Origin of the sequence: Solimicrobium silvestre, from assembly GCF_002976435.1 — a bacterium.
In the GTDB taxonomy this organism is placed as follows: Bacteria; Pseudomonadota; Gammaproteobacteria; order Burkholderiales; family Burkholderiaceae_D; genus Solimicrobium; species Solimicrobium silvestre.
This window is the reverse complement of record NZ_PUGF01000036.1, coordinates 1-21346: the sequence shown is the minus strand read 5'-3', so window position 1 is coordinate 21346 and position 21346 is coordinate 1. Positions and strand designations below refer to the sequence as shown.

General features: G+C 45.7%; 25 protein-coding genes. 15 read left to right on the top strand and 10 right to left on the bottom strand.

Annotation, left to right across the window (positions count from 1 at the left end; genetic code table 11):
* Positions 1-11: 11 nt before the first annotated feature.
* The 8 genes from S2091_RS22620 to S2091_RS22585 all read right to left on the bottom strand — a co-directional run bounded on the left by S2091_RS22620 (position 12) and on the right by S2091_RS22585 (position 7455).
* Complete coding sequence (locus S2091_RS22620; RefSeq protein WP_105534247.1) at positions 12-773, bottom strand: flagellar brake protein; 762 nt, start codon at positions 771-773, stop codon at positions 12-14.
* Entirely contained in the window at positions 770-1123 is a 354-nt protein-coding gene (locus tag S2091_RS22615; RefSeq protein ID WP_105534246.1) for an EscU/YscU/HrcU family type III secretion system export apparatus switch protein, read from the bottom strand. Before S2091_RS22615 ends, S2091_RS22620 begins: the two co-directional genes overlap by 4 nt.
* Positions 1124-1141: 18 nt before the next feature.
* Positions 1142-2464 carry a flagellar hook-length control protein FliK gene (gene fliK, locus S2091_RS22610; RefSeq protein WP_105534245.1) on the bottom strand — a complete coding sequence of 441 codons (1323 nt, stop codon included), beginning with the start codon at positions 2462-2464 and terminating at the stop codon, positions 1142-1144.
* Positions 2465-2493: 29 nt separating this feature from the next.
* Positions 2494-4362 (bottom strand): GGDEF domain-containing protein, encoded by a 1869-nt coding sequence (locus tag S2091_RS22605; RefSeq protein WP_105534244.1) that lies wholly within the window; start codon positions 4360-4362, stop codon positions 2494-2496.
* A gap of 144 nt (positions 4363-4506) precedes the next feature.
* Positions 4507-5010, bottom strand: a complete 504-nt coding sequence (locus S2091_RS22600; RefSeq protein ID WP_105534243.1) for a hypothetical protein — start codon at positions 5008-5010, stop codon at positions 4507-4509.
* Positions 5011-5080: 70 nt separating this feature from the next.
* Positions 5081-5281, bottom strand: coding sequence for a hypothetical protein (locus S2091_RS22595; protein WP_105534242.1), 201 nt, complete (start codon positions 5279-5281; stop codon positions 5081-5083).
* Between the two features lie 21 nt (positions 5282-5302).
* Complete coding sequence (gene feoB, locus S2091_RS22590; RefSeq protein WP_105534241.1) at positions 5303-7162, bottom strand: ferrous iron transporter B; 1860 nt, start codon at positions 7160-7162, stop codon at positions 5303-5305.
* The gene (locus S2091_RS22585; protein ID WP_105534240.1) at positions 7159-7455 is read right to left on the bottom strand and encodes a FeoA family protein; all 297 of its coding nucleotides are present in this window, start codon (positions 7453-7455) and stop codon (positions 7159-7161) included. The genes feoB and S2091_RS22585 overlap by 4 nt, the downstream gene beginning before the upstream one ends.
* Before the next feature lie 245 nt (positions 7456-7700).
* On the opposite strand from S2091_RS22585, the gene S2091_RS22580 reads away from it, so the two are divergent.
* Complete coding sequence (locus tag S2091_RS22580) at positions 7701-7997, top strand: antitoxin (protein ID WP_105534239.1); 297 nt, start codon at positions 7701-7703, stop codon at positions 7995-7997.
* A complete protein-coding gene (locus tag S2091_RS22575) occupies positions 7994-8398 on the top strand; it encodes a type II toxin-antitoxin system VapC family toxin (RefSeq protein WP_243405533.1) in 405 nt (134 codons plus the stop codon). The genes S2091_RS22580 and S2091_RS22575 overlap by 4 nt, the downstream gene beginning before the upstream one ends.
* 111 nt (positions 8399-8509) lie before the next feature.
* Here S2091_RS22575 and S2091_RS24155 read toward each other — a convergent pair whose 3' ends face one another.
* Positions 8510-8659: a hypothetical protein gene (locus S2091_RS24155; protein WP_165795074.1), complete on the bottom strand. Its 150-nt coding sequence runs from the start codon at positions 8657-8659 to the stop codon at positions 8510-8512.
* Positions 8660-8871: 212 nt separating this feature from the next.
* Complete coding sequence (locus S2091_RS22570) at positions 8872-9456, bottom strand: helix-turn-helix domain-containing protein (protein WP_105534238.1); 585 nt, start codon at positions 9454-9456, stop codon at positions 8872-8874.
* 176 nt (positions 9457-9632) lie between these two features.
* Here S2091_RS22570 and kbl point away from each other — a divergent pair, with 176 nt between their 5' ends.
* The 13 genes from kbl (at position 9633) to S2091_RS22500 (ending at position 21120) form a co-directional block, all read left to right on the top strand.
* Positions 9633-10850 carry a glycine C-acetyltransferase gene (gene kbl, locus S2091_RS22565; protein ID WP_105534237.1) on the top strand — a complete coding sequence of 406 codons (1218 nt, stop codon included), beginning with the start codon at positions 9633-9635 and terminating at the stop codon, positions 10848-10850.
* Positions 10851-10871: 21 nt separating this feature from the next.
* A complete protein-coding gene (locus tag S2091_RS22560) occupies positions 10872-11837 on the top strand; it encodes an NAD-dependent epimerase/dehydratase family protein (RefSeq protein ID WP_105534236.1) in 966 nt (321 codons plus the stop codon).
* 29 nt (positions 11838-11866) lie between these two features.
* Positions 11867-13240: an L-serine ammonia-lyase gene (locus S2091_RS22555; protein WP_105534235.1), complete on the top strand. Its 1374-nt coding sequence runs from the start codon at positions 11867-11869 to the stop codon at positions 13238-13240.
* Between the two features lie 30 nt (positions 13241-13270).
* Positions 13271-13849 (top strand): DNA-3-methyladenine glycosylase I, encoded by a 579-nt coding sequence (locus S2091_RS22550; protein ID WP_105534234.1) that lies wholly within the window; start codon positions 13271-13273, stop codon positions 13847-13849.
* A 31-nt stretch (positions 13850-13880) separates the two neighbouring features.
* Positions 13881-14783, top strand: coding sequence for a prolipoprotein diacylglyceryl transferase (locus tag S2091_RS22545; protein ID WP_105534233.1), 903 nt, complete (start codon positions 13881-13883; stop codon positions 14781-14783).
* Between the two features lie 50 nt (positions 14784-14833).
* On the top strand, positions 14834-15682 hold the full coding sequence (locus S2091_RS22540; RefSeq protein WP_105534232.1) for an alpha/beta hydrolase: 849 nt from the start codon (positions 14834-14836) through the stop codon (positions 15680-15682).
* A gap of 8 nt (positions 15683-15690) precedes the next feature.
* A complete protein-coding gene (locus S2091_RS22535; protein ID WP_207769786.1) occupies positions 15691-16791 on the top strand; it encodes a saccharopine dehydrogenase family protein in 1101 nt (366 codons plus the stop codon).
* A complete protein-coding gene (locus S2091_RS22530; protein ID WP_105534231.1) occupies positions 16788-17258 on the top strand; it encodes a DUF2269 family protein in 471 nt (156 codons plus the stop codon). Before S2091_RS22535 ends, S2091_RS22530 begins: the two co-directional genes overlap by 4 nt.
* 10 nt (positions 17259-17268) lie before the next feature.
* The gene (locus tag S2091_RS22525; RefSeq protein WP_105534230.1) at positions 17269-17658 is read left to right on the top strand and encodes a DoxX-like family protein; all 390 of its coding nucleotides are present in this window, start codon (positions 17269-17271) and stop codon (positions 17656-17658) included.
* A gap of 303 nt (positions 17659-17961) precedes the next feature.
* Complete coding sequence (locus tag S2091_RS22515) at positions 17962-19266, top strand: potassium channel family protein (RefSeq protein ID WP_133166963.1); 1305 nt, start codon at positions 17962-17964, stop codon at positions 19264-19266.
* A gap of 114 nt (positions 19267-19380) precedes the next feature.
* Positions 19381-19779, top strand: coding sequence for a hypothetical protein (locus S2091_RS22510; RefSeq protein ID WP_105534227.1), 399 nt, complete (start codon positions 19381-19383; stop codon positions 19777-19779).
* Positions 19780-19897: 118 nt separating this feature from the next.
* Entirely contained in the window at positions 19898-20485 is a 588-nt protein-coding gene (locus tag S2091_RS22505) for a hypothetical protein (protein ID WP_133166962.1), read from the top strand.
* 83 nt (positions 20486-20568) lie between these two features.
* Complete coding sequence (locus tag S2091_RS22500; RefSeq protein ID WP_105534225.1) at positions 20569-21120, top strand: metal-dependent hydrolase; 552 nt, start codon at positions 20569-20571, stop codon at positions 21118-21120.
* Positions 21121-21346: the final 226 nt, after the last annotated feature.

Here is a 21346-nt window from a genome sequence, read left to right as displayed (position 1 = left end):
ATGGTTGCCCGTTAATTCATGCCACTTTGCCGCGAATTACGTTCCCGTTCTATTTTAGTGATCAATTTTTGAATCTGAGCCATCATGGTTTTTGATAAATCAATAAATTGAAAGCCGATCCGACGGCTGGTTTTATGATTCATTAATAGAAGATTTTGTGAGTTCCGTACTTGCAAGGTGATATTAACCAGGCCTATGCCAGGCAAATCAATTTTGCAGTCGTTGTAGAGTGTGCCAAAGTCAACATTCAGCACTCTTTGATCATCCAGCATGGCGACACCGCCACAACTTATATCCACTAACGGTAAATTGATTTTGCCGCCGCCATTTTCTTCAGGCACATTAACGACGCAAATAAGCGGGTGGGTATGCGGAGTATTAATACGATAGTATTCGCGCCGTTGCAGGCGGATTAAGCTGCTGGGAATCGTGCAACAGAGCGACGGGCTGCCCATAAAATTACAGCGACTCACGCTGCTGGATGAAAACTGAATACCGATTTTATTTAACGCCGCTTCAAAGTAAACGCGTGGCGCTTCAATCAAGCGCTGGTTGGCAGATTCAGTCGAAGCGCAGTCAAAAATGATGTTGTTGTTATCATCATCGACCTTCAAAATAGCAGTGATGATGACCTCATTTCCGTCATGAATAATCATGTTAATGAGCTGTTTATTTTCCTGCAGACTACGTAGCAATAAAATGATTTCCTTGCGGGAATCAACCTGATAGGGGCTTTGATTTTCTGTTCCTAAAACGGGCGAAGTAGGGATCATGGAATAATTTTCAGGTTATCTTTTGCCGTGGTTATATAGGGAGTTACCGGAGTCGTTTCGTCACGTTGCTTTTCAATATGGTATAGCCATGCAAGTAATTCTGCAACGGCGCGGTATAAGGCGGGTGGAATATTCTTGTCCAACTCGACTTGCATGAGTAACGCGACTAATTCTTGAGATTGATGCACATAAATGCCGTGTTCTTTAGCTCTGGCAATAATTGCCTGCGCGACTAAACCTTTTCCTTTGGCAACCACAGTCGGCGCCGACGACCCAGCCTGGTAAGCCAGCGCCACCGCGTTTTGTACTGAGGAAGTTGCCTCATCAGAGGGTTTAGACGCATCGTTCATGTGATTCCTTTATTTCTCCTATGGTTTTATTTTGATCAGCAGAGAATCTAACTGGGCACCGGTGCCGTCCAGTGCCGCAACCAGTTCACCAGCGTGATTTTGTAACATGAGCGCGGTTGGCGCATCTTTAGCTTGCACACTTAACCTAAGATGTGTTCCGGTTAGCTGAAGTTGTGCGGAAATAGCACCTAGTTGAGGTAGTTCAAATCGCACGGCACTTTGCCATGTACGTTCAGCCGTTTCGCCTTGCTGTTTAGGCTGATCTCGTGAGATCTCCCATTCCATCGGTTGTCCTGGCCACAACTCCCCATGCCAGACAAAGCGTTGTTGCTCCATGGTTTGCAGCTGTTGCTGTATGAGCGGCGCAGCTGTTGGAGGAAGCGTTATCACCGCGCTTGCTATGGGATTGGTCGTGCTATTGCTTTGCGTCGTTGTGGCCGTACTGCTAAGTAGATTGGCGGAGCTAATAATGAGGCTGTTTGCATTAATGGGCGAATTGGCGGCGGTATTAGCTTGCGCGTTGGCATTGGTGTTGCTCGTACCTGTTGTTGGCGAATTTTCTGGCAGGCTTTTGAAATTAGCCTGGGGTTCTTTCATTAACTCGGCAACGTTAAGCGTTCCTTCCGCCCATTGCAATAAATGCGACTCATAAAAAACTCCGCTCGAGGTCACTCCGCTTTGCAAGGCCTTCGCCATGACGCCAATATTTACGTCGGGGGTGGTGAGTAAAGGGACTTTGCTGACTGTGGCGGTCTCTTGTTGCGACGTGTTTTGCAGTAACTGATCCACCAGTTTTCCGGCAGAACTAAATGTCGTTGGTGTGCCATCAGGCGATACTGTCGCTAGCGAGATTAAACGCGGATCAGGATTGGCATTGGTCACTGCTGTGACGTTAGCGCCTGACTGCAAATAAAGTCCTGCCGTGGTCGTGGTATTTTTATTGCCGCTCGCTTGAACAAAGTCGTCAATTAATTGTTTGACGGTGCCGAGCGTGGCGGTGGATGTGGTGGAGGCTGCAGAAGATGAGGCAGCGGCTTCCTCATCTTCGGGGGAGCCCAACAAAAAAGTGGCGCGCGGTGAGGTGGAAATGAGGGTAAGGGAAAGCTTGGCGCCAACCTGAGGCGAGTTGGGCAGTTGCATACGCGCTGCAATATCCGCTACTTTGACGATATATGTACCATCTTCCAGTGCGGTGACCACTTCGGCTTGAAACTGTTTGCCAACCACTAATTGGCTGGAATTTAATATGGCTCCCTGTTTAGCCTGATTAACAAGCGCGACGCTGCCAGACGCTTCAATGAGCGGATTTTGAGCAATGGGGGAATCAACTCCAGAAACCATGATCCAGAATTCCTTGGTGGATTAGTGACTTATGTGGCGGTAATGACGCGATTTTTACCGGTATTTTTTGCCTCATACATCGCTTTATCGGCACGTTTTATCAAGGTCTCCAGTCCTTCTAGTGGGTGCCGCTCCGCAACGCCAGCGCTAAAGGTAATTAATATCTGTTCATTACCTGCCATAAAGAAATGTTTGGTGAGTTCACGCTGAAGTCGAACCAATGTCTCGGCGGCATCTTTCAATGTCGTTTCCGGCATAATAATGGCAAATTCTTCCCCGCCATAACGCGCTACGACATCCATGCTGCGCAAGGTTTTTTTGATGATGTTGACCAAATGCACCAATGCGCCATCGCCAGTAATATGGCCGAACGTGTCGTTGATTTTTTTGAAATTATCGATATCGAGCATCCCAAAACACAGTTGGATATTGCGTCGATCAGCGCGAGCTGCTTCCCGTTCTAAAATCTCATCTAGTCCGCGTCGATTCAAACTTCCTGTCAGTTGATCTTTCTGTACCTGTTCACTCATGTCAGCTAATTTTTTTTCTAATTCGCTGATCCGGGTTTGCGCATCCAGAACTTCTTGTTGAGCGTTAACCATTAACTGGTGTGATTGTCTGGCTTCACTTTGCACGTGTAAGGTATCGACTAGCAGGCTGTCCAGCACTTCGTTGATGACTTCCGGGCTGGTGTTATGAGTGATTTTGCTGGAATACGCGGTGATTTTTTCATGGTATTCACCGGTTGTATTGGCAAACACGCTGAGCCGATCTACAAACAAGTTCATCAATTGCTTAACGGAAATCTTGTTTTGATCAATGCTATCTTTTAAAACACCTTGCTTATAGATAACCTCCTTTAAACTTTTAGTCGCTTCGAGCAGTGCGCGATGATCTATTTCTCCCACGATTAATTCTTGAATAACAACAACTTGGCCGTGCAACCAATTGTCATCATCTAAAAGCGATGAAACGTTTTCCAGCAGCAATTTAAATAAAGATAAAAGTAATTGAAGTTGCTCGCTAGAATCGTCGCCTTTCAAGGTTATTTTGTAGCATAAGTCCTTTAAGCGGGTTTCTATCCGTTGGAATTCACTAAGCGATTTTGCTGCTTTGACTTCCTCTACCAGAGTATCTGTGGCCGCTAATAGTTTAGGTTCGTTTTGCAGTAAAGCGCCTACCGCCATGCCCAGAGTTTGCGATAGTAGCTTTGATAACATGCCAATTAACATGTCATCGGTCAATGACATGGAAATAGGTGTTTCAGCCGCTCCAGAGGGGGCGGGGGCCGGTAAGTGTTCAATTTTAAAACATAAGTTTTTTAATCTTGCGCCAATATCGGCAAAGTCTTTTTCTGCGACGGCTTTTTTAAGTAGTTGCGCCAAGGCATCTGATTCTTGAGAAAGCTCGGGCGCAGTAGTCAGTAGAGAGGGGAGTGCCAGCGCTAAGGTGCGCGTTAGCAAGTCTTTTAGTATGGAGGTCTGTATCGAATCTTCTGCCGCAAGCACAACTTGCTTCGAGCTGGCCGTAGCTGCACTTGCTTGTGGCTGGATATTTTTGATCTGTGAGAATACTTTTTCAGTAAACTCATTTAAACCGCGAAGGTAATCCGCCCATTTATGCTGTTCTGCGGCAACGGTTAAGCGTTGTCCAATATCGGCATATTCGTGGCTTTCTAGCGTTAAACTTACCGCTAAATTCAGCAATATCTTTTCTAATTCCTCATTGTTTTTTTGTAGCTGGGCACTGTTGTCAATTGGTTCAGTAATTCCTGCAATTTCATTGTAGAGTTTCTTATAGGCTTCGGGCGTTGGTTGAGTTCGCGTTGTAGACAGTTGCCGAAACGTTTCACGGGCCACATCAGCCGGGCTTTGCTTGGATGGATTAGACGTAACCACGTAAATAACCTCCTTAGTAAAACCAGGCAGCTCATTGCGAACATCGTAAATGGATGGTTTTATTGCGTTTCGTTAATTCAGTGTAGCAAAATTCGTTTGAATAACTAGCCCAGCTTGTACTATTCCATGGGGAAGCTTAGAAAATTATGTCGACTTGATTGGCACAATGTTTAGTAGCTCATCAAGCTGATCGCGCAACTCCAGCGCTTTTTTTTCGCTTTGAGATTTGTTGATGGCGTCCAAAAATGGGGCACGTAAATCGTGGAAATCTTGCAAAGTGCTGGCGCGCTCTACGATAAATTGGATGTTGTAGCCGCGTAAACCAAGATTATGCTTAATGGTTTCAGTATAAAAGTCATATAAAACCTGAAATAACTCGATACTGTTGATTTGGCTGTTTTGAGTGTCATCTAAAGTGGTAACCACTTGTACAGACGGGCTTTGACGTTGAATGTAACCCTGTTGTTCTAGTTCTTCTACGCTGGCTTGTGTCAAGCCTAGCGGTTCTACTTTTGCCAGTAAATCGTCGCTGCTATGTTTGCCATCCACCATCACCAGTAAGGTGCGCAAACGGCTGGCTAAATGGTACTTACGCGAAATGATCTCTTCACGGCCTTTATCAGTTTTATCAAAAATAATATTTTGCATAACATCAACGTAATCTGATTGAGGTAGTTCAGCTTACCATAGCGTTTGGATTATTTGCTACGGGCAATAATCACTTTTTCGCTAATTTTGTGGAATTGCTTCCACAATTACCACATGAAGAACACGAGCTGCAGCCGCCGGTAGATTGATTGACTACAGGGGTTTTCCCCAGCATCTGCATAAAACGTTGTTTCAATTTGAGCGGCATCCAGCGGTTAGCTGTATACAGCAAGGCAGCGATGATAATTAAACTGCAAATAAAGGTTTGCATGATGATGTCCTTAAGTTCAATTTAGCCTAAAAAAAACAGCGCGATGCGATAAGTTAAAAAAGAAGCCAAATAAGCTAATCCAAACAAATAGCTCACCATAATTAGGGGATAGCGCCATGAATTGGTTTCCCGCTTAACCACGCTCAGCGTCGCAATACATTGCGGTGCAAATACAAACCACGCTAATAGAGAAAGCGCCGTTGGCAAACTCCATGATTGGGCAATTAAAGGCTGTAAAGTTTGCGCCAGGTTGTCGCCATGCTGTGACAGCGCATACACCGTACCCAATGCCGCCACAGCCACTTCACGAGCCGCCATGCCGGGCACTAAAGCAATGCAGATTTGCCAGTTGAAACCAATTGGTGCAAATATGACTTCCAAACCGCGCCCTAACATGCCGGCAATGCTGTAATAAATTGCTGGATGGGTCGCATTGTCTGGTGCGCCGGGGAAGCTGCTTAAAAACCAAAGTAAGACCATCAGTGCCAAAATAATAGTACCGACACGAGTGGTAAAGATGCGGATTCGTTCCCATAAGCCCAAGCCTAAATTACGCAGGTTGGGCCAGCGATAATCAGGTAATTCCAGCATTAAGGCGTGAGTGCTTTTATTACGTGGCTTCATGACCCAAGCTACTAACATGGCCGATAAAATACCCGCCAGATAAAGGATAAATAACACTAAACCTTGCAGGCTGAGTATGCCTAGGATTGGCTTGTTAGGAATGAACGCGGCAATGATTAGTGCGTAGACAGGAAGCCGCGCCGAGCAAGTCATGAGCGGTGCAATCATGATGGTAATTAAACGGTCACGCGGGTTTTGTATAGTGCGGGTCGACATAATGCCTGGAATCGCGCAGGCAAAACTGGAGAGCAGGGGAATGAAGGCGCGGCCAGATAAACCGACGCTGCCCATTAAACGATCTAGCAAAAAGGCGGCGCGCGGTAAATAGCCGGAGTCTTCCAATACCAAAATAAAGAAAAACAGAATCACAATCTGCGGTAAAAACACCAGTACAGCACCGCTACCGCCAATAATTCCTTGGGTTAGTAAGTCGCGTAGCACGCCTTCCGACATGTTTTCATGCAGCAGATCGCCGAGTCCTTCGACACTGGCTTTGATGATCTCCATCGGCCATTCGGCCCATGAAAATACTGCCTGGAAAACTAAAAACATTAAAAACAAAAATAGGGCAGTGCCCAAAATTGGATGCAAGATGATCCGGTCAATTTTTTCAGTCCAGACGGAAGCTGGCGCACTATTGTTGACGCAATCTTTTAATAGCTGATTAACTTGTTTTTGTAACTCCAACGCTGAAGTCGGTTCTAACGTTGCAGGGGGATTTTTTTCTAAGCGCAGCGGTAATTTTTCTAGCGCAGCTAACAAGCTCGCTTCGCCTTGCGCGCGCACTGCTACCGTTTCTACTACCGGCATAGCTAATGCTGCTGACAGGGCGTTTAAATCAATCTGAATTTTCCGCTTGTCCGCCACGTCCATCATATTTACGGCAAGCACCATCGGCAGATTAAGCTGCTTGAGTTCTAGCGCAATCCGTAGCCCGCGCCGTAAATTGGTGGCATCAACCACGCACACCAACGCATCCGGCATGGCTTCAGACTGATGCTGACCGGTAATAACTGCTTGGGTGATTTGTTCGTCAGGCGTGCTGGCGTTGATGCTGTAGGTGCCCGGTAAATCAAGAATTTGCCAGGTACGTCCCGAGCCACTTACGTAACGCCCGATTTTACGTTCAACCGTCACACCGGCAAAATTGGCAACTTTTTGGCGTGCGCCAGTTAAGCGATTAAACAGCGCGGTTTTACCGCAATTAGGATTACCAACGAGAGCGACTAAGGGGGAGAACGATGGGACAGTATTCATTTTTCAATGTGGGTGATGACAGAAATGAGGGCAGCCTCAAAGCGTCGTAGCGCAAAGGTTGAGTGTCCAATCCTGACGGCGATCGGTTCGCCACCAAAAAAACCTTTGTGTAAAACTTGCAGCGGCTCACCGGGAATGAAGCCAATTTCCATTAATCGACGTGCCAAATGCGGATCATGATGCGCTATGGCAGAAGTTAATTGATTGATTTTCCCTACAAAACCAGATTCACCCACTTTTAATTGATCCAGTGAGAGTGAGGAGGTAGCGAGATTTAATGTGCTTGTTGTCATGATGGTATTTCAGGCCAGTTCATCTTGTAGGCCGGAAACTAAATAGTGGCTGTAACGCCGGTGACTTATTTTAAATGATAATGAGAATAAATACCATTTGGATTTTTATCCTGCAGGAAATAGGTGTGCTGAGCAAAAGAGTGCAGTGCCTTAGCATGCAACTGCGGTTGTTATTAGAGGTGTTCGACCTTCGGGCTATTGGAGTATATACTTTGGCATATATTTATCCGCAATGAGGGGGAGTTATGATTGAGACACGTATTGCAAAACTTTTTAAGAATGGCTCTAGCCAAGCTGTTCGCCTTCCACTTGAATTCCGTTTCGAGGGTAGCGAGGTTTATATCACGCGAGATGATGCAACTGGCGACGTAGTGCTGTCGACGCGGCCGGGTGCTAAAACATGGAGCGAATTCTTTGAGTTGCTGCATGCGATCAACGTACCCGTTGATTTTATGGCAGATCGACCATTGAATGTTTTGCCGCAAACGGGTGGCATCTTTGACGATGAGATTGCATCGCATGATAAGGATGGAAGCTCATGATGCTGCACATGCTCGATACCGATACGGCAAGCTACCTTATTAAAGGCAAATCACCCTCAATAGAAGTCAAACTGGCCGCTCTTGTGCCTTCAATGATATGCATCTCAGTAATGACGCGTGCTGAGCTGCTGTACGGCTTGAAACGATTGCCAACTGATCATCGCTTACATCTTGCTGTGCGCCAGTTCCTTAAGATCGTCCGTGTTTTGTCATGGGATGCGGAGGCAGCAGACTGGTATGCGGAAATCCGCCATCAACTGATTGGTTCAGGTCAACCAATCGGTGAATTAGACATGATGATCGCGGCGCATTCCTTGTCCGCTGGCGCAGTGCTGGTAACTAATAATATTCGTCATTACCAGCGTATTGAAGCACCGCTTATTCTTGATAACTGGGTATAGAAATAAGCCCGGTGCGTAATCATTATCAGAGAAGCGATGAATAGGAAAAAAGGCTTAATCCGATTTCCCAGTTCATGGCATCTCCGGTACTGACGATGCTACTAATCAGGCTTACCCGCGGTGATCATAGCCCCAAGAGTGGTAGTAACCTGGGCCGTAATAACCGCGAGCAGGTACCACAACGCAACCTGACAAACTTGATACAACGATGACGGTAACTAGTGTCAGACATACTGAGCGTATCAATGATGGTAGTTTCATGATGAGTCCATTCGAAAAAGTTGTTATGACCTTAAAACGAAGGAATCTTCAATGCGGACGACAGCCTTTACAATCAATTACACAGTTTCAATGTTTGTTGCTTAGTCATTTTACTTCTCACAAATAGCTAGGCAAATCAGAAACACCGATCTAGAGTGAATTTGTGAATGATGGGGGAGGCGGTCTTAATGATAGATTCTTAATGATAGATATTAGCGATGGATAACCACCATTATTGCTTTAGCTTCACTTTTTCCTACGTTATAGATGGCGTGCGGAAGATCGGCAGCATAGCGGGCAGTAGCGCCGACTTTTAGTTTTCTTTTAACACTGTTGACTTCTAGTTCCACGCTGCCATGCAATAACGTTAAATGTTCCTTGGTGCCAGGATCGTGCGAACCGGATACTAAAGCGCCGTTTGGCGCCAAGGTCAGTTCATACCATTCAAACTTTCCTGCTAGTTCCATCGGACCTAATATACGTAATATATAACCGGCATGTTCGCCGGGCAGGGTGGGTGTTTCATGCGCTTCTAAAATACGGATTGCATCCACTTTTTTAATTTCGGAGCTTAATAATTCTGCAATATCAACACCTAAGGCATTTGCTAAACGCCAGGCAACGGCGATAGTTGGATTGGCTTTTTCCCGTTCAATTTGTGACAGCATCGACTTGGAAACACCGGCCGTGCGCGACAAGTCTTCTAATGTCAGGCCACGTTCCAAACGCATGCGTTGCAACGTAGCACCTACTTCAGGCGGTGTATTAGCGGCGGGTTTATTGATAGACTTAGGCATATTTATCTGTTCAGAAATGCTTGCAATGTTTAATAAGACTGTTTAATATCCACTATATTGAACTTTAGTTCTTGATAGTGGAATTGTAATTCTATAATGGAATACTATCAGAGCTTTAAAAAACAGGGTAATCATTTTACTTTTGCTGTTCCCCCTAAAATGACACAAGGAATGTTATGAGCGCACAAACTACCAAACACCAAGCCGCGTTTTATACCAGTTTGGAAAACACCATTGATGATTTACGCGAAGCGGGCTTGTATAAAGTCGAGCGCGTTTTGGCGTCACGCCAAGGTGCTGAAGTGGTAAGCGAAGATGGTCGTCACCTGATTAATATGTGCGCCAATAATTATCTGGGTTTGTCTGGCAATGAAAGCATGGTGCAAGCTTCGATTAAAGCCACGGAAGAATTTGGCTATGGTTTATCTTCAGTGCGGTTTATTTGCGGCACGCAAACGGTACACAAGCAATTAGAAGCAGCGCTGTCGAAATTTTTGGGCACAGAAGACACTATTTTGTATGCAGCAGCTTTTGATGCTAACGGCGGTGTGTTTGAGCCCTTGTTTGATATTGAAGACGCGATTATTTCTGATTCGTTAAATCATGCTTCCATCATTGATGGTATTCGCCTGTGCAAAGCCGCGCGTTACCGTTATGCGCATAACGACATGGCTGATTTGGAAGTGCAATTAAAAGCTGCCGGTGCCGCTGGTAAACGTCACAAAATTATCGTGACAGACGGTGTGTTTTCTATGGATGGCACGATTGCTCAATTAGATAAAATTTGTGATTTGGCAGATCGCTATGACGCCTTGGTGATGATCGATGAGTGTCATGCTTCCGGCTTTATGGGTGCAACCGGACGCGGCACGCATGAACATCATCATGTGATGGATCGCATCGACATCATTACCGGCACATTAGGTAAAGCGTTAGGCGGTGCAATGGGCGGTTTTGTCTCAGCACGCTTTGAAGTAGTGGAAATGTTGCGCCAAAAATCACGACCGTATTTATTTTCAAATACCTTGGCACCATCGATTGCAGGAGCGTCATTGGAAGTTCTTAAAATGCTTTCGACGAATACCGAATTGCGCGACCGTTTGCACGCCAACACGGCGCACTTCCGCAGCGAAATTGAACAACTGGGTTTCACCATCAAACCGGGCACCCATCCAGTGGTTCCTGTTATGTTGTTTGAAGCGACTGTGGCGCAAAAATTTGCGGCACGCTTGTATGAATTAGGCGTACTGGTTTCTGGCTTCTTTTTCCCTGTTGTACCAATGGGGCAAGCGCGAGTTCGGGTGCAGTTATCTGCTGCGCACACGACAGAACAAATTAACACTGTACTGGCTGCTTTTGCACAGGCAGGACGTGAATTAAATATTATTAAATAAATTAAGAGTAGGAATAAACACATGAAACGAATATTAGTCATCGGTGCCAACGGTCAAATTGGTAGTGAATTGGTAGATGCTTTAGCCGCAGAATATGGCGCGGAAAACGTTATCGCTTCTGACATTGCTCCGCACAGCATGTACGGCGCAGCGCATTATCAAACATTGGATGTTTTGGATGCCGAGCGCATGGCACACGTAGTCGCTCAATATCAAATTACCGATGTGTATCAATTAGCCGCGTTGTTGTCGGTAACTGGTGAGCAAGCGCCGTTAAAAGCCTGGACCTTGAACATGGATGGCCTGTTGAATATTCTGGAGTTGGCGCGGATACGCGGTGAAGCCGGTAAGCCATTGCAAGTATTCTGGCCGTCGTCGATCGCAGCGTTTGGCCCGAATACGCCGGCTGTGAATACGCCGCAAATGACGGTGATGGATCCAACCACTATTTACGGCATCAGCAAACTGGCAGGTGAACGTTTGTGTGAATATTATTTCAATAAATACGGCGTTGATGTGCGCAGCATTCGCTATCCCGGCATTATCAGCTACAAATCTCCTCCGGGCGGCGGCACAACGGATTACGCGATTGCGATTTTTCATGCGGCCTTGCGCGGTGAATCGTATGACTGTTTCTTAAGTGCAGATACCGCATTGCCGATGATTTACATGCCTGATGCGATACGCGCCACGATCGAGTTAATGCAAGCACCTGCTGAAAAAATTAAAATCCGTTCTGCTTACAATGTGGCCGGAATTAGTTTCACGCCAGAACAAATAGCGACTGAAATACAGAGCCATTATCCTAATTTTGGTGTAAATTATCGCCCAGATCACCGTCAGGCTATTGCCAACACATGGCCGGATAGTTTAGATGACCAGCAAGCTAGCGGCGACTGGGCTTGGCAGGCGAAAATTAGTTTGCCAGCAATGGTGGCTGATATGTTGAAAAACATCGTGATTGAAAAAGACAGCAAAGTAGCTTAATAAAACTAATTTTTACTGGAGATAAATAGATGGACATGCGTGTTTTTGATTTGTTTAAAATTGGCGTAGGTCCGTCTAGTTCCCACACTGTTGGCCCGATGCTGGCAGCGCGCCGTTTTTTGCTGGAATGTGCTGATTTAGCGCAAGTGAATCATGTAGAAGTGGCTTTATATGGTTCCTTGGCGCTCACCGGCGTAGGCCATGCAACCGATAAAGCGGTGCTGCTTGGTCTGCTCGGCGAAACTCCGCAAGATGTTGTGCCTGAAACGATGGATGCAAAAATTGCGGAAATCGTGGCTAGCAAGAAGTTGAGCTTATTAGGTGAATACCGTATTTCATTTAATGTCGCCACTGATTTGTTGTGGCATAAACAAGAGAGCTTGCCGGGTCATCCGAATGGACTAAAATTCACCGCAACGCGCCGTGACGGCAGCGTAACCAGCCAAATTTTTTATTCAACCGGCGGCGGCTTTATTCAAAGCGAACATGAGTTAGGCCATGAGCCTGCTGTTGCGCCGATTACGAAGCCATTCCCGTTTGGCAGCATGGATGAATTATTGGCTCATGGTGAAAGATCAGGCCTGAGCTTGGTAGCGATGATGCGCGCCAATGAAGCTGTGTATGAAGGCGATGCTGAACTTAACGCCAGATTAGATACTATTTGGCACGTAATGCGCGACTGCATCGAAACCGGCTTAAGGGAAGAGGGCATTTTACCGGGTGGTTTAATGGTAAAACGTCGTGCCGCTAAGTTGTGGCGTGCAGCACAAGAAAATGCCGCAAGCCTGCCGCATGATCCGATACATAAAGTCAGTTTGTATGCGATGGCGGTCAATGAAGTCAACGCTGCCGGTGGACGCGTGGTGACTGCGCCAACCAATGGCGCAGCAGGAATTATTCCCGCGATATTGCGTTATTACGCACAAGATTGCCAACAAATTGATCCTGAAAACGGGGTGCGTGACTTTTTATTAGTCGCTTCCGCCGTCGGCATGTTATGCAAGAAAAATGCCTCCATTTCCGGCGCAGAAATTGGTTGCCAAGGTGAAGTTGGCGTGGCCTGCGCGATGGCTGCAGCGGGTTTAACTGCCGCTTTAGGTGGCACCAATCAGCAAATTGAAGCGGCAGCAGAAATCGGGATTGAACATCATTTGGGCATGACTTGCGACCCGATCGGTGGTCTGGTGCAAATTCCGTGTATTGAGCGTAACGGCATGGGCGCCGTGAAGGCTATTACCGCGGCATCGCTCGCTTTGCATAGCGATGGCACGCATCACGTTAGTCTGGATCAGGTTATCGAAACCATGCGCCATACCGGTTTTGATATGCAAGCCAAATACAAAGAAACCTCCTTGGGTGGATTGGCAATTCACGTAGTTACCGTAAACCACGCCGCGTGTTAAAGTCTGGTTTTTTTAAAAACCTAAAAAGCCATGACAATCAAACGCTGCGGCTGGGCTAACCCGGCCAATCCGCTTTATCTGGCGTATCACGATCATGACTGGGGTGTTCCCTGTCATGACGAAACCACCTTGTTTGAAATGTTGAATTTAGAAGGCGCACAAGCTGGTTTGAGCTGGGAAACTATCCTCAATAAACGCGAAAATTATCGGCAAGCTTTTGACGGCTGGAATGCTGAAAAAATTGCGCACTATGACGCAACCAAAGTGGCTGAATTATTAGCCAACCCTGGCATCGTGCGCAACCGTTTAAAAGTTGCCGCCACCATCAACAATGCGCAAGCTTATTTACGTTTGCGGGACGAAGTCGGCGGTTTAGACCCTTATTTGTGGGGCTTTGTGAACGGTAAAACACTGGTTAATCACATCGACGACTATAAACAGGCTCCTCCCAAAACCGAGCTATCCGAACGGATATCGAAAGACCTTGCCAAGCGCGGTTTCAAATTTATCGGTCCCACCATTATTTACGCTTATATGCAGTCGATAGGCATGGTGGATGATCATATTTTGAGCTGTTTTAAGCGCAGCGGAAAATCTAAAAAATCCTAATAATCCTAATAAGAAATACAAAAGGAACATCATGTCGTTTCCCTATCTAAGTGATTTAGTCAAAGCGTTAACGGGTTACGATTTACCGTTGCCATTACCAATGTTTGGCCTGTGCGTCGCTGCGGCAATGTTAGTGGCAGCTAGTTTTTTGAAACGTGAATTGGGTCGCCTGCATGCAATTGGCAAAATCGGCGTGGCGCAGGTTCGTGGCGTTGCTACGCCTCCGCAAGAGATTGTTCCCGATTTTATTGCCGTTGTGATGCTTGCCGGTATTTTCGGCGCGCGACTGTTTCATATTCTCGAACATACCGACATGTTTCTCGCTCATCCCTGGAAAATGATATTTACTACCTCGGGCTTAAGTATCTTCGGTGGTTTGATTTTTGGTACCTTGGCGGGCGTGATTAGTGTAATTCGATGGAAATTACCGATTCGTCCTATGCTGGATGCCGCGGCACCTGCCATGATGCTCGGCTATGCACTTGGCCGTGTCGGCTGCCAAATATCGGGTGACGGAGATTGGGGAATTGCTGCCAATATGGCGTTGAAACCTACATGGCTGCCAAGCTGGTTTTGGGCGCAAACCTATGATAATAATATTTACGGCGCTGTAATTCCTGCCCCGGGCGTGTATCCCACATCTATTTATGAAACCGTTATGGCGCTAGCCTGCTTCGGACTTCTTTGGGCGTTGCGCAAGCACCCGTTTCAACTCGGCTGGCTGTTTTCGGTTTACTTATTCCTCGCAGGTCTTGAACGGCTTGTGATTGAGCAAATTCGCGTTAATCCAATGCTTGAATTCGGTGGAATTTATGCGACACAGGCCGAGTTTATTTCTGTTGGTCTAATGATTCTTGGGTTGCTTGGTGTTGCGCTGTTGAGCAAACGTCTACCTATAGATGCACTGAGCGCCGGTAAAGCAAAGATCACCTAGTTACCTGTAGTTTCGTCATAAGATTAATAACTAAAATCAGGCGGTTTGCGATGGTAATACGTAGCAAGTTAATGAGTTGGTTCTTTTTCCTAATGGTGCCAATGACCGCCATGGCTGCCGATAATATCCAACCGCTAGTTATTGGAGAAACTTTTACCGTCACCTCGAAAATACTGGGTGAGGTGCGCCGTATTAATGTGTACGCTCCACCGGGCTATTATGAATCGACGAACGAATCGACACAGGAAAAAGTTCCTGTGCTGTATATGCCGGACGGCGGCATGGCGGAAGATTTTCTGCATGTGGCAGGACTGGTTCAGGTTTCAGTCGGTAATGGCACGATGCGTCCGTATTTGTTGGTTGGAATTGAAAACACCCAACGCAGGCGTGACATGACCGGCCCGACGGAAAATGCGAACGATAAAAAAATTGCACCGCAAGTCGGTGGCTCAGCTGCATTCAGAAAATTCATCCGCGACGAATTAATGCCTGCCATTAATTCGCGCTATCGCACTACACATGAATCAGCCATCGTAGGCGAATCACTCGCCGGTTTATTTGTGATGGAAACATTGTTGTTAGAGCCTGATCTGTTCGATACCTATATCGCCATTGATCCCACATTAGGATGGAATAACGAAAATTTAAGCAAAATTGCCGGTTCAATTCTTAACACACAATCCGGCATGAAAAAGCATCTGTATCTGACAAGTAGCGGTGACGGTAATCCAGAAGTCAGCCAACGCTTTGCAGAAGTGCTCGCTAAAGACGCACCAGCAGGACTTCGCTGGCACTACGAGAAAATGCCGGAAGAGAAGCATTTGACCATTTATGAACCTGCAGCCTTAAAAGCTTTCCGTGCTGAATTGGGGCCTGTCCCAACATCACTTCCACATTAACACTGCGCATGCACACAATTTTAGTTTTAGGCGGTTACGGTTTTTTTGGCGGGCGTATTTGTCATGCGCTTGCTTCAAATAAACATATTCAACTATTCATCGCTGGGCGCGACGGACTTAAAGCACAGCAATTTGCGGTGCAACTTGGTTTAAACCCCGCGCAGGGAATCGCCATTGACGCGCATGCTCCTTTGCTTGCCCAGCGTCTGATGGAGTTAAATATCCAAACCGTGATACATACCGCAGGGCCTTTCCAAGGTCAGGATTATTCCGTAGCGCGGGCAGCTATTGAGGCGGGCGCTAATTACATTGATTTGGCGGATGGTCGTGATTTTGTGGCGGGCATTGATGCGCTGAATGAGTCCGCTTGTAGACGGAAAGTGCTTGTAACTAGTGGAGCAAGCTCATTGCCAGCACTTTCTTCGGCAGTGGTTGACCGTTACTTGCCTCGCTTTAGTCGGCTTGATTCAATTCAGCACGGCATCGGTTCCGGTGCTCGTGCGCCGGGTCTTGCCACGATGCGCGGCGTGTTTGGCTATTGTGGCAAACCATTTTCCCGTCTAATGGGCGGACAATGGCGTTCCGTGTGTGGCTGGTTAGATCTGCGACGTTATCGGTTTCCAAGTCCGGTCGGTGCGCGCCTGTTAGGTAATTGCGATGTGCCTGATTTGGTTCTTTTCCCTAAGCGCTATTCAAGCGTGCATACCGTTACTTTTCAAGCTGGTTTTGCTAGTTCGCTAGGACATCTTGCTGTATGGCTGTGTGCACAATTGGTGCGTTTGAGGTTAGTGTCTAGCTTAGTGTCGCTGGTTAAACCACTACACACCATCAGCTCATGGATGGAAGCATTTGTGAGCGATAAAGGTGCCATGTTCGTTGCACTGGAAGGCCTTGGTTTAGATAAACAGCCGCTCAAATTAACCTGGCATTTAGTCGCAGCACAAAATCATGGCCCGTACATTCCTTGCGGCGCAGCCATTGCGCTAGCTCATAAATTATCACGTGGAGACAAACTGCCGCACGGGGCAATGCCCTGCATGGGCTTGCTCAGCGTGGAAGACTATTTGGCTGCCTTGCAAAACTATGACATACAGGAATTGCCCGCATGAATAGTTATCTCGTACTTAAATGGCTGCACATATTAAGTGCCACTATCTTGTTTGGTACCGGCATTGGCATTGCATTTTTTAAGTGGATAACAGATCGCAGTGGGGATGTTCGAGCAATACGCATCATTAATGAGCGTACTGTTTTGGCCGATTGGCTGTTCACAACACCGGCCGTTATCCTGCAACCTGCTACTGGATTGGGGCTGGTTTATATGGCTGGTTATCCGCTGTTTTCGGGTTGGGTTTTCTACGCGATCATCTTGTATTTAATCGCTGGCGCTTGCTGGTTGCCGGTGTTGTGGTTGCAGATACGTATGCGTGAGTTGGCAAGAACAGCGGACGCTGAAAATACACCGTTGCCAGCACGTTATTGGCAGTACGCGCAGCGTTGGTTTTGGCTCGGTGTTCCGGCTTTTGTTGCGCTCATTGCCGTGTATTGGTTAATGGTTTTTAAGCCTGCGGTATGAATGCATATCTATGAGCATGTACCAGCGTGAGCAAAAATTAAATCAGCTTTACTGGGCAGTGCGGTTTGGTTTGGCTTTTATCTGGATATGGACTGCCATCGTTTCGTGGTTTATTTATCCGCAAGCAGAATCGCTGATGTGGCTGCGCAAAGTTGGCGTGACGTATCAGCCGGTAATGTGGTTGATGGGCGCGTGTTTGTTTGATTTGGCAATGGGGATTGCATCCGCATTTTTTGCATCAAAAAGAATCTGGCAAGCTCAATTGCTGATGGTGATTTTTTATTCGCTGGTGATTGCACTTGAACTACCCGAATTTCTGTTTCATCCTTTTGGGCCGATCACAAAAAACATCGCGGTAGTGGGGTGTTTGTTTTATCTGCTGATCATGGAAAAGCGCTGATTGATCGGTTTTTTCATGCTTGGCTTGTTCACTGTCGTTTAAATAATCAATCAAATATTGGGCATGGTAGGTTTCATGAGTTTAGTGAGTACGAATAGTTACCAGAATCAGAATGATGGCGAAACGGAAGAATCAAAAAACTATGGTGTAGATATTGCAAGGTTAAACAGAATGATTGAGAATGGGAGCGGTTGATTTTATTTTGTGCAGCGCAACAGCCAAAGTCAATCGACGGCAGACGGCACTTTGCTGCCGTTCGACTTTTAATTGCAATCGTTTTGAATAATTTTAGGTACCAATAACGTGTCCAGTCTAAAAATTTCAAGTCGTCATTGGTTTGTATTGGAACCATTGCAAGTAGCTCATCCGATTGATGCTATTTATCAAAAAGCAGCGGGATTCGAAATTGTAGGGAATTGGTATCTTGCCGGTGAGGCTTATATTGAATTGCACGAATCATTAGTTGGCGTCTCTAACAAAATAGTAGATTCAATTTTGATAGAATCGAAAATATTAGCTCGTGCAGCATCGTGTTTTGAACTTGCACAAGATAGTAGAACATCGGCTCGCTTCTATGAGCGAGCTGCTCAAAAAATAGTTAGTTCATGGTTGATACCTAACCCCCAACTTGCTGCGGAACTGTACAACCGAGCCGCGCTTCAGTATCAAGCCTCGTCAGAGTACTTTTCCGCTGGCGCAACTTGGAATCGAGCTGCGGAAGAATTTGGCAATGTTAAGTCTAATATTATTACTTGTACTGAAAATCGCACCCCTCTACCCACGTCGGCGTTCAAGTCGTTTTTGTGTGGTTTATGTTTTGAAGCCGCCGCCATTGAGTTTGAAAAAGTCGCTGGTAACGAAATGTGGTCTGTTGGTTCCTATTGGAGGGCAGGGAAAGCTTACGAAGACGGTATTCCGAACATTCAGGCATTCAATGCATACCGTCGAGCATTGAACGCTCATATTAGATATTACGGTACGCTAGATAAGGATCAGATGAATAACTCGCTTCCTCTTTCGCAAGATGAACGTGACCTAAGAATTGATCCATTCGATGTAATGGAGAAAAGTCTAGCAAGATGCAACAATCATCATCAATTGAATCCTGGCGTGACGCCTCAATCACAATTGCAGACAAATAGACAGATGGCTGAAGCGTTTCATGGATTTAACCTAGAACTGCAGTCAGTTGGAAACGCAAAGGAAGCAGCAAATTTTCGGATCGAAAAAAGCGATCGGCAGAGAAAAATACTTTTCGCACAGCACAAATATGGAATCTCTACGAGATATCTGATTTGGAAACTTACTTCAAACTATAGTGAAAGTCTTGGTCGTTGGGGTATTACTTGTTTCTTTGTCATAATGATTTTTGCCTCCTTGTATTCAGGTTTTGGGTTAATTACAACTGGTGTGGAATCAATCGATAAGTCGTTCAGATTCTTTGATTATATTTATTTCAGCGTTATTACCTTCAGTACGTTGGGGTACGGGGATTTGCACCCGATGGGTCTGTTCGGGCAAATACTGGCATGTCTTGAAGTTATTTGCGGTCTAATAATGTTTGGTTTACTCCTTTCGTTAGTTGGAAGTCGTCTTCAACGGAATTAAATTGGCGCAAGGCGACAGGCAGTACACGGCACATAGCCGTCTTTCAACGAGATAAGCAATTTATAGATTTGAAGAGTTACCGTACCGCAGAAAAAATTATTTAAATAGGCGAATATGATTGAACTTGAAGTTAGACCGCAAAGCGAAAAACACTCTGGCGTTCGTCATGTGTTTATCATCGTTCAATCTATAATCGCCATTCTGTTAGTAAGTGTAGCTGTAGGCTTTATTATGCTGTGGCTATTTTCAGTAGTACTGTCATTTACACCGAACAGTGTTCTTTTGCCGTGGGTGGCGGCTGGAGTGTCCGCATTCGGGTTGCTTTATATTTTCATAGCTGCCGTCCCGGGCATTCCTGGAATTATCTGGGTCAGTCGATTAGCCGATCATGTAACTCCACCGTGGGATCGAATTTTCAAATTTGTGGTCAAGATCGGAAAAATATCTTTTAAAGTTGGCGCAATTGCCGCAATACTGCTCTTGGTATTCGTAATAATTAACTCTATGCGCTAATTTTTACTCCAACAATTTAGCGTGGATGGGCCAAACTGGACGCAAACCTGACAAAGATTGAGGGCACCTAATTATGGTCCATTCTAGATCTGAAATTGTTTTTCGAGATGCATCTGGCATGCAACATCCTTTTGTACCAGTTAAACCTCAAGAAGCGAAATCAATTTTGGCTTATAACCAGATAAAATTTGATCTCCTTGAGGCAAGTGAGGCATTTAAAAAAATTCAATTTTACAATGAGAAGAACCCGGATGATGCTTCCACAATGCGTCACTTATTTAGTAGTGGAATTGCTCTTTATGGGAGATGCATCACTACCTCAGAATCCAGGGGAATACATTTAAATCCGCAGCAAATTCAAAAGCTCGGCAATGAACAGTATGAAATTTATAAAGAAATGGAAGTTTTGAGGCATAGTCATGTTGCTCATGCAGGGAAGGGGAGGAATGCCACAACTGTAATGATTTTATTAAACCCAATTGGCAAACCAAAAGTAATTGTCGGTGTGAAAGCCCTTGATATGAATTTTGATCCGACAAACAAATCAATTGCACTAAAGTTCTCTGATCACTGCTTAAAATTAATTGAGATCGTAGACCGCTGTATTTCATTGGCAGAAAAGTCTCTTTTAAAAATCTATGAAAAACAAAATATTGAGGATTTATACAGGCATGCAAAAGGTTCCTTTATAGTAGAGCAATCTTAAATTTTGACGATAAAAACTAACTGACGGCGCTCGGCACTGACCAGACAGATTTTAGAAAATAGGAATTCGCCAGAAATTAATCTATGCCAACAATCTTAACTCACGCGGCTGTACCTATCGCAATTGGAATTGGCTTGGGCGACCGAGTAATATCTAGACGGCTTTTAGTAGCTGGAGTCTTTGCTTCAATGTTTCCCGACATTGATGTATTAGCGTTTCGATTTAATGTAGCGTATGCCGACGAATTTGGGCATCGAGGTGCTAGCCATTCATTAGCATTCGCACTATTGGCAGCTTGCCTTTTGATGTTATTTTCCAGTCGTTTGAAATCGACTCCCTTGAAAACATTTTTGTTTGTTGCAATTAGCACTGCGTCACATGGGATATTGGATACATTTACGAATGGTGGAAAAGGGGTGGCATTGTTGTGGCCATTCTCAACAGAGCGCTTTTTTTCCTATTGGCAGGTTATTGAAGTCTCACCTCTTAGCCTGCGGCGAATATTTAGTGACCGTGGATTGCAAGTGATCCAGTCTGAATTTATCTGGGTCTGGTTGCCAGCCATTGTATTATGCGTAGTTCTGATTGTTGTCCGATCAAAATTGCGGATCAAATATTTTGTTCGCGCCAGGTGAAGGCCAGTGTCGCGAGGCGGCAGAGGCTGTGTAAAAACGCACCCTAAAAAGCAATAAAAAATAATTCAAAAAATCTGTCAACGAGGTAAACAGAAATATCTCTCAAGCGTTATATAAAAAGTCGAATCCACGTTAAGGAGCGTTGATGAAGCGATTTATCCAAGGAGAGCACCGCACCCAAAGCACGCTGCTGCCGGAGGTGCTGGATGATTATGTGACCGAAGAG